Source organism: Arthrobacter vasquezii (genome assembly GCF_029455255.1).
Taxonomy (GTDB): Bacteria; Actinomycetota; Actinomycetes; order Actinomycetales; family Micrococcaceae; genus Arthrobacter_D; species Arthrobacter_D parietis.
Genome location: NZ_JAROKN010000085.1, coordinates 1 through 8,861, shown reverse-complemented (window position 1 = coordinate 8,861; position 8,861 = coordinate 1). Strand labels below are relative to the sequence as shown.

General features: G+C 67.0%; 6 protein-coding genes. 2 read left to right on the top strand and 4 right to left on the bottom strand.

All coding sequences use genetic code 11. The annotated features are described in order from the left end of the window. The 3 genes from menD to P4U43_RS16905 all read right to left on the bottom strand — a co-directional run. The coding region (menD, locus tag P4U43_RS16915; RefSeq protein ID WP_277359782.1) for a 2-succinyl-5-enolpyruvyl-6-hydroxy-3-cyclohexene-1-carboxylic-acid synthase at window positions 1–1,675 on the bottom strand (1,675 nt) is incomplete at its 3' end. A gap of 114 nt (window positions 1,676–1,789) precedes the next feature. Then, the gene (locus P4U43_RS16910; RefSeq protein ID WP_404800769.1) at window positions 1,790–3,928 is read right to left on the bottom strand and encodes a PhoX family protein; all 2,139 of its coding nucleotides are present in this window, start codon (window positions 3,926–3,928) and stop codon (window positions 1,790–1,792) included. A gap of 161 nt (window positions 3,929–4,089) precedes the next feature. Further along, window positions 4,090–5,070, bottom strand: coding sequence for an o-succinylbenzoate synthase (locus P4U43_RS16905; RefSeq protein WP_277359780.1), 981 nt, complete (start codon window positions 5,068–5,070; stop codon window positions 4,090–4,092). A gap of 127 nt (window positions 5,071–5,197) precedes the next feature. Between P4U43_RS16905 and P4U43_RS16900 the strand changes: the two genes are divergently transcribed. Next, window positions 5,198–7,192 (top strand): fibronectin type III domain-containing protein, encoded by a 1,995-nt coding sequence (locus P4U43_RS16900; protein ID WP_277359779.1) that lies wholly within the window; start codon window positions 5,198–5,200, stop codon window positions 7,190–7,192. Between the two features lie 118 nt (window positions 7,193–7,310). Next, window positions 7,311–8,225, top strand: a complete 915-nt coding sequence (locus P4U43_RS16895; RefSeq protein ID WP_277359778.1) for a phosphatase PAP2 family protein — start codon at window positions 7,311–7,313, stop codon at window positions 8,223–8,225. A 28-nt stretch (window positions 8,226–8,253) separates the two neighbouring features. Here P4U43_RS16895 and P4U43_RS16890 read toward each other — a convergent pair. Further along, window positions 8,254–8,861, bottom strand: a 608-nt coding sequence (locus tag P4U43_RS16890; RefSeq protein ID WP_277359777.1) for an MFS transporter, incomplete at its 5' end; no start/stop codon positions are given.

Below are 8,861 nucleotides of genomic sequence, written 5' to 3'. Positions count from 1 at the left end.
CCTGCTTCACCCGCGCGTGCATGGCACGCAGCGCGGCGCGGTCGGTCCGCACCTCCAGGACCGACCGGCCCCTGATCGGTTCCTCCAGCGCTGCGTCCAGCTCGTCGGCTGTGCTGATCAGACGATGCGGCACGCCGTACCCCTCCGCCAGAGCGGCGAGGTTAGCGAAGTGCGGCGTGCCGAACAAGCGTTCGACGGCGGATCCATAACGCTCCAGCGTTGCCGGGTTCCCATGCTCAAGCAGCCCGAAGATGCCGCCGCCGGAATCATTGAGCACTACCACCTGCAGGTCCGGTTCCTCTTCGCCCGTCCCCAGCAGAAGGCCGCCGGCGTCATGGAGGAAGGTCAGGTCACCGACAAGGAGCCGAGTGGGGATTCCGGCTGCGAGCGCGATTCCGGCTGCGGTGGAGATGGTGCCGTCGATCCCGGCGAGACCCCGGTTGGCGTACACCTCGAGCGGGTGCCAGTCACCCGTGGCCATCAGGTCCACATCGCGAATGGGGTTGGAGGACCCGAGCACGAGATTGTCCGTCGTGTTCTCCCACACTGCATCCGCCACGTGCAGTCCGGTCAGCACCGGCTCGTCCGCGAGATGCAGTTGCAGAGCGGCCTCGGCGCGGGCCCCGGCTTTCCGCCATTCGCTGAGCCAACCGTCTGCGCCGCGGCCGGCGAAGGCCAGCAGTTCATCGAGGGTGCTGATCAGCCGTTCGGAGCGCCTGCCCCCCTCGAACCACGCCTGCGGCTCGGGCACATACAGGGCGCGTTCCACGTCCGTCCTGGCCAGCAGCGCCGCCACCGGCCGGGAGAGGGTGGGCCGGCCAAAGACAACAACGCGCTCGATCTGCGGGCCGAACCGCTCGAGAAGCAGCCGGTACGCGACGATCACCGACGAGCCGAACCGGGCGTTCGACGAGGGCTCCGCCAGTAACGGCAGGCCTAGATGCTGCGCGAACACCGCCGCCAGCTCCCCCGCACCGTGCCCGGCGACCACAACGGTGCGCGCGCCGTCACCGGAAGGTGCAGGCGTCGTCGTCCGTTGTGGTGCGGTTGTTATGTCTGGTGCTGTGACTGCGCTTGTTGCTGTCGCCGTTCCGGGCTCCGTTCCCGCCTCACTGCGCGCTGCCCCAGCCGAGCCCGCGGCGCCGTCAATACTCGGCACCAACGGGTCCCGGAACGCCAGGTTGACGTGCACCGGACCGGCCGGACCGCTGGCTCCGCGCGCTTCGGCGAGCGCCCGGGCGAGGAAGGGGGCAGGATCGGTTCCGGCGGGGACATCCATGGCGGCACGGACGTGGACACCGAACAGTCCCGGCTGCCGGGTGGTCTGGTTGGCGCCGGTTCCGCGCAGCTCCTCCGGGCGGTCAGCAGAGAGAACCACGAGGGGCACAGCGGCATGATTGGCTTCCATGACCGCCGGAAGCAGTTCCCCCACAGCGGTTCCGGAGGTGGTGACGACGGCGGCCGGCCGCTGTGCACCGAGCGCGAGGCCCAGCGCGGTGAAGGCACTCACCCGTTCATCAATGCGCACGTGGATGCGGAGCTCCCCGCGCTCCGCTGCCTCGGCGAGCGCGTAGGCCAGAGGTGCGCTGCGCGATCCGGGAGCGAGAACGACGTCGGTGATTCCGGCGGCAGCCAGGGCTGCAGTCACGCGGCGGGCTGATTCGATAGAGTCCACTCCCCCATCCTCACATCCCTACACACCACGTCAGGGAACTTTTGCGCAGATCCGGCGGGTCGACGACCGGTCGAACCCACCGGATCTGCTCAAAAGTTCCCAAGTGTTGTGGCGCTACTTGGCGTCGCGGCCCCCGCGGTTGTCGTCCGTCCGCGGCTTCCCCTTGCCGTGTCCGCGGCCAGGCTTGTCATCGCCCTTGCCTGCGCGCTCAGCCGGGAAGACCTGGATGACCGACGGGCGCGGCAGGGCGCCTTCGCCGCGCTTCGGAGCAGTGCCCGCCTCGACGTAGTCGGGGAACAGGGAGTTCTGGGCGCCCCAGGCACCGTCCTCTCCCGGGTGCTGAACGGCAACGAAGACGTTGCGCTCATCGTCGTGGATGATCGGTCCGCAGGTCTCGCCGTCGCGCGGAACCGAGAGGAACTGGTCCACCCGGCCGCGTTCGCTGCCCTCGAGGCCCACCCGGAAGAGTCCGTCACAGTAGCCGATGGTGCCCGGCTGACCGTCGGTGGAAATCCACAGGTTGCCGGCAGTGTCGAACGCCAGGTTGTCCGGGCAGGAGATCGGGGACACCTTGTCCTTCGGGTAGCCGCTGAAGTAGGTGCTCGAGTTGGTGGCGGGATCACCGCAGACCATCAGCAGGTTCCAGGTGAACCGTGTGGAGGTCTGGTCGCCGCCGTTTTCAGTGAGTTCCACGATGTGCCCGTCACGGTTGCGGGTGCGGGGGTTTGCCTCGTCCACCGGAGCCTGGCCCGGTACGCCGCGGTTGGTGTTGTTGGTGCACGCGACGTACACCTTGCCGGTTGCCGGGTTGGGCTCCACGTCTTCGGCGCGGTCCATCTTTGTGGGTCCCACCTTGTCCGCTGCCAGGCGGGTGAAAACCGCAACCTCAGCGGCACTCATGCCCGGAACGGCGGACTCGTTGTCAATGATCAGCGGCAGCCACTCGCCGACGCCGTCAAATGCACCATCGGAGGGAAGCGCACCGGTGCCGTCGATTTCCGGAACGGAGTTGCCCTGGAAGCGGGCCACATACAGCGAACCCTCGGAGAGCAGCTCCATGTTTGCCCTGCGGTCCTCGGCGCTGTTTCCCGTGCGGACGGTGTTCTTCGAAACGAACTTGTAGAGGTAGTCGAAGCGCTCATCGTCGCCTGAATAGGCAACCACGCGGCCGTCGCCCGCAACAATGACGTTTGCACCCTCGTGCTTGAAGCGGCCCAGCATGGAGTGCTTCTTCGGTATGGAGTTCGGATCGAATGGATCGACCTCCACGATGTAGCCGAACCGGTTCGCTTCGTTGGCGTAGCCGGCGTTGCGGGTGTCGAAACGGGGCTCATCGGTTTCCCACGCGCGCCCGGTGGGCCGGGATGTGAGACCGTAGCGGCGGTCGGCGTCGGACGTTCCCGGGGTGATGAAGTAGCCGTTGAAGTTTTCCTCGCCGGAGAGGATGGTGCCCCACGGCGTGGTGCCGCCGGCGCAGTTGCCCAGCGTACCGAGAATGGTGCGTCCTGCAGGGTCATCGATGGTCTTCACGAACTCGGATCCGGCCGCTGGGCCCGTCAACTCGTACGGGGTATCCAGGAGGTAGCGGCGGTTGAGGCCCGCGCCCACAATGTAGCTCCACGGCGCGTTCTTGTTCTTCCGCTCAAGCTGGACGACGGAGAGCCCGTGAGCCGCGCGGGCAATGGCCCGTACTTCGCCGGCGGGAAGTTCCGGCGGGAACATGATGCTCTCGTTGGTGTATTCGTGGTTGGCAAACAGGACGGCGCGGCGGCCTTTGCTGCCGGGAATCTCGACGATGTCGGTGTAGTCGCAGTTGTAACCGAACTGCTGCGCTTGCGCGGCGGCGCTCTGGTTGTTGGCGTCGAACGCCGGAGCACCACGGAACAGCGGGTCGCCCCAGCGGATCACCGGACGCCAGGCGAAACCTTCGGGAACAGTGAAGTCGTCAACGAGCGCGTCCACCGGGTCGATCGGCGTGAACTTCAGCTTCCCCTTTCCACCGTGGCGCTTCATCGCTACGGCGGGTGCAATGCCCGTTCCGCCCGGCGCCAGCTGCGGCGCGTTGGCGCCGATGAGCATGGTGAGGGCGCCCACGGCTCCTGCGCCCATGACGCTGCGGCGGGAGAGCTCGTTGGAGACGATGTCGCGGAAGTAGTTGTTGCTGCTGGTGTTGCAGACCGCGGACGCGCAGGCGTTGTCGCACTTCAGTGCGCAGGTGACGGCGCTGCGCTTGCCGTTGGTGTGGCCGAGCATGGGCAGGAGACGGCGCTTGGTGTCGCTCACTTGAGGAACCTTCCGGTGTACAGATGTGGGGTCCGTCCCACCCTGACAAGGAAAATGAACCTTTGGAGGGTCCTTCGGTGAACGCAAACCCAACGACCGGCGAATACCGGCCGTCACGCATTGCCGGATCCCTACAGCTTCCCGGACACCCGCTTCAGCCGCTCGAGCCACCAGTTCGCACGGTCCCGCGGAGCCTCATGACGATCAAGAAGCTCTTCCGTAACGGTGAGCGGCCGCACCGGCAACCAGCCGCCGTCGGGCAGTAGCGGCTCAGGCGATACGTCGCCGTCCATCAGCGACAGCGTTGCCAGCCCACACGCATACGGCAACTCCGGCAGCGACGCCGCCAGGGCCACTCCGGCTCGAATCCCCACCGAGGTGTCCAGTGCAGAACTGACGACGGCGGGAAGTCCCGCCTGCGCCACGATGTCCAGTGCCCTCCGCACGCCTCCGAGCGGCGCGACCTTCACAACGATCAGATCCGCCGCGTCCTCCCGGGCGACGCGCAGCGGGTCTTCGGCTTTCCGGACGCTTTCATCAGCGGCGATGAGCACCGGGAGTCCGCGCCGCTGCACTTCCAGCCGCACTGCGCGCAGGTCTGCTGTGTCCATCACGGGCTGCTCGGCGTACTCCAGTGAGTAGGGGGCAAGAGACTCCAGCGCGGTCAGTGCCTCGGCCGTGCTCCAGCCGCCATTGGCGTCGATGCGCAGGTTTGCCTCCGGGAGGAGGCGGCGCACCTCCGCCACGCGCGCGACGTCGTCGAAAAGGGACTGCCCGCGTTCCGCCACCTTGATCTTGACCGCGCTCACCGCGCCGAACCGCGCCAGGACAGGTTCGACGCCGGACGCCTGCACCGCAGGCACGGTCGCGTTCACCGGTACACGGCTGCGCACCGGCGTCGGGAATCCGTGCCAGGCGGCTTCCACTGCGGCGCGGAGCCACGTAGCCGACTCGTCGTCGTCGTACTCGGGAAAGGGTGAGAATTCGCCCCAGCCGGCCGGTCCCTGCAGAATCAGGGCCTCGCGATGGGTCAGTTCGCGGAAGCGGACGCTCATCGGCACGGAGACGACGCGCGCCGACGCCAGCAGTTCCTCGACAGTGGGTTGCTTCATGCCACCAGCGTAGTGATAACGAGTGGCCAAGTTATTCCCAAGTTCTATCCGCGATTGTTTCTTCAGCAGGCGACCGTCCTGCGGATCATCCTCGGGGCCCGTCCGCTCCGTCACGAAAGGATGCGTGATGAATTCACGAAGTCCCGTTACGTCCGTTCCATCCGCGAAAGCGCCGCGTTCACGCAAGCGCGCACTCCCGGCCCTGCTCGCCGGATCCACGACGGTTGTCCTGGTTGCCGCCGGAGCTTCGGTGGTCATGGCAGCCAACCCGCCGGTAGGTCCCGGCAACGTTGAAATCTTCACCAAGCGGGACATGGTGGCCATTGAGGGCTACACCGCCCAGGCAGGCCAGGATGCCACCATCAAGGTCACCCGCGACGGGAACCTGATCGGCATTGCCCACGGGGTGGTCGACGCAACCGGCTTCCTCGAGGTGAACCACCCCGGCGGCGTCTGCTGGGATGTGGTCACGCCCAACATCACCGGCAAGGATGTGGTCAGCGTTGAGTTCGCGGATGGCAGTGGAGACGGCGCCAACGCCGGAACCGCCGTCATCACCTCCGTGACGAGGGAGGACCTTCCGGCCACCGATATCGCAGGAGACGTCGAGGGCAGGGTTGTCGTCAAGGGTACCTACGGCACCGACGTGGATACGGCACGCATGGGTGTGGAGATCGTCAATCCGGACATGCGGGACATGGGGATCGGCGAACGGGCAATCGGCTGGCCGGATGATGAGGTACCGGCGGGCTACACCGTGGATGGTACGGCCGCAAACGGCGCGTTCACCGTCACGTACGGGTTCTTCTCGAAGGCGGAACAGGACGCAGCCTTCGCGGGAGATCCGTCGGTCGCGAGCTGGCAGGCCGAGCCGGCAACTGTCGAGGCTCAGCTTGGCCTGACCATCTCCGAATTCAAGGAGATCGACGGCCCGGGCTTCGGTGGCTGCCCCGCCGGTCCGGCAGGGCAGGCCCCCAACCAGCCCACCGAGGTTTTCGCGAAGGCGTCTGGCAACGGCACCCTCACGGCGACCTGGGCACCAGCAACCGTTCCCGCGGATGCCCCGGCTATCACCGGCTACCAGGTGATCGCGGCGGATACCGTGCTCGGCCAGGAGGTAAGCATCAAGGTTGGCTCCACCGCCACCACGGCCACCATTCAGGGTCTGGTGGGTGGACAGGTCTACCCGGTCAGCGTCGTTGCACTCAACGGTCAGGCGAGCATGCCTGCCTCCGGCGGCAACGTCACCGTTTCTGCGACAGCAGTCTCCGAAGCCACTGCACCAACGGCTCCAGGCAGCGTGGCAGTAAAGGACGGCACCCTGGCCGGATCGGCGGATGTCACGTGGACAGCTGCGACCGCCAACGGCGCCGCAGTGACGGGATACCGCGTCGATGCGACCACCAGTGCCGGTGTCGCAAAGACCGTCACGGCCGCAAGCGGCGCAACCTCCGCGCGGCTTGAAGGACTCACGCCCGGCACGGCGTACGGTATTGTCGTCACCGCGCTGAGCGCCGCAGGTGACACGTCTGCAACTCCGACAGCCTTCACTCCCGTGCAAGTCACCCTCCAGGCGCCCGCGGCACCGAAGGTCGTGCGGACCACTGTGGGCAACGGGACTGCAACAGTCGAGTGGCAAGCGGCCGTTGCCGCGAACACGCCGGTCACGGGTTACATCCTGACCGCCACGCCGGCAACGGGAACACCGGTGACGGTGACAACAGACGCCGCAGCCCGCACCGCAGTGCTGAACGGGCTCACCAACGGTACGGCGTACTCACTGAAACTTGTCGCAACCAGCGCGGCAGGCAACAGTGCACCGGCGACCTTCGGCACAGGGGCTTCGGCAACCGTCACCCCAGCCGACCAGCTCACGGCATCGGCGCAGTTCCGCTCCGACCGCCGTGAATGGCGAATCACCGGGACGGCAACCATCACTGCCGGTAATACGATCACTGCGCGGAGCACGAATCTCGCCCGGTCGGTGATTGGTACGGCAACCGTTGCAGCTGACGGCAGCTGGACCATCCGCACGCGGAACTCAACCGCCCCGGCGACGGCGACCATCACCATCTCATCCTCGGCCGGCGGATCCATCACGATACCTGTCACAACCCGGTAGCAAGCAGTGGCACCCGGTTCCGCCCGCACCTGCCCCGGTGCGGGCGGAGCTGTGCCGCGTGCCTGGACAAACCCGCCCGATTCAGGAACCAACGCGGCGCTGTGTCAGTGTTAAACAGGTGAACACCCAGCACTCGAGAACGGCACGCCGCTTTTCCACAGCCGCACGGCACCCAGTGCTGTTTGTCCTCGGGGCGCTTGGCTGCTTTGTCGCTGTGGGGTGGACCTACTGGGCGTTTGTCCGCACCACCACTGGGCAGTTCGCAGACGAGTCCGCGTGGGCGGAAGCGGGCATAGCTGCACCCGATACCCAGGTCCCCTTCCTTCGGTTCCTCGACAGCCTGCCTCTGATTTCGGTGTTCATCGCCGCAGCGGTGATTCTGTTTGTGACACTCGGACGACGGCGGTGGGCGGCTGCCGGAATAGCGCTCGGCACCATCATCGGCGCCAATCTCACAACGCAGATCCTTAAGAACGTCCTCTTTGACCGTCCGGACCGCGGCGTGCCCACGCTTGATTTCAACTCACTTCCGTCCGGGCATACAACGCTGGCTGCATCTGCCGCTGCGGCGATCTTCCTCGTGGTATCCCCCCGCTGGCGCCCGCTCGCGGCAGCCGCCGGCGGCACCTACTCCGTTCTGGCGGGGGCCGCGACGTTCATCAATCTGTGGCACCGGCCGGCCGACGTCGTGGCCGCGTACCTGGTGGTTGGAGCCTGGACGCTCATCGGCGGGCTCCTGATCCTGCGCTCCGGAAACCGCTGGAACGTGTGGGAGGGATTTGGACGGTTCTGGGGTGCGTCCCGGGCCTGGCTGGCACTGTGCTGGATCCCCGGCCTGCTGGGCCTGGCGCTGTCCCTTGGTCTCTACGTGTACGTGCAGGCAATCGGCCCTGCTCCTGTTCCGGGCACGGCCGGCGTTCCGCTGTTCTTCTGGTCCGGCCTCTCGCTCATCGTTGGGGTGGGCTACACGCTGAGCGCTACGGCGTGCTGGCTGTTCGGCTCCCAGGCTCGGCTGCAGGGCGCCGCGAGCTGAGCCTCGGCCGGGCCTTTTCGGCGGCACGCTACCGCTGACGCCCCCGCGGCTCTCTCGGCGGCACCCACAGCCACAGGACAACCGCCCCCACGAGTCCCAGCGCGCCCGTTGTCCAGATCCCTCCCGCCAGGGACGCGGCCGCCGTCACGGCAGACACGGTTCCCGGACCGGCCATGGTCCCCACATCCGTCAGCAGGCGCCAGATCCCGAGGAACTGCGGCCGCCCAGGCGATGGTGAGAAGTCTGCTCCGAGCGTCATGACGATCCCGGAGCCGATCCCGTTGCCGAACCCGATGAGCAACGCGACGGCCAGCAGGCTCAGCGCGTCACGAGTGAGCGGCAGGAGGAGCAGCGACACTCCCATGATCAGCATGCAGGGCACCGCCACCCAGCGCCTGCCGTAAAGGTCCATCACCTTGCCCGCGGGGTAGAAAATCAGCATGTCGATGGCGCCGGAGAGACCGTAGATGAGCGCCGTCGTTGCGGGGTCAAGCCCTATCTCCTGAGCCCAGAGCGGCAGGACGGCCTGCCTGGTGGCCCGGACCGCGGCGATCAGCAGCACTCCCACGCCTACGGTGCCGAAGACCCGGGCGTGGCTCCGGAAGATTGCCTGGAGGGTCGGCGGCGCCGCAGCCG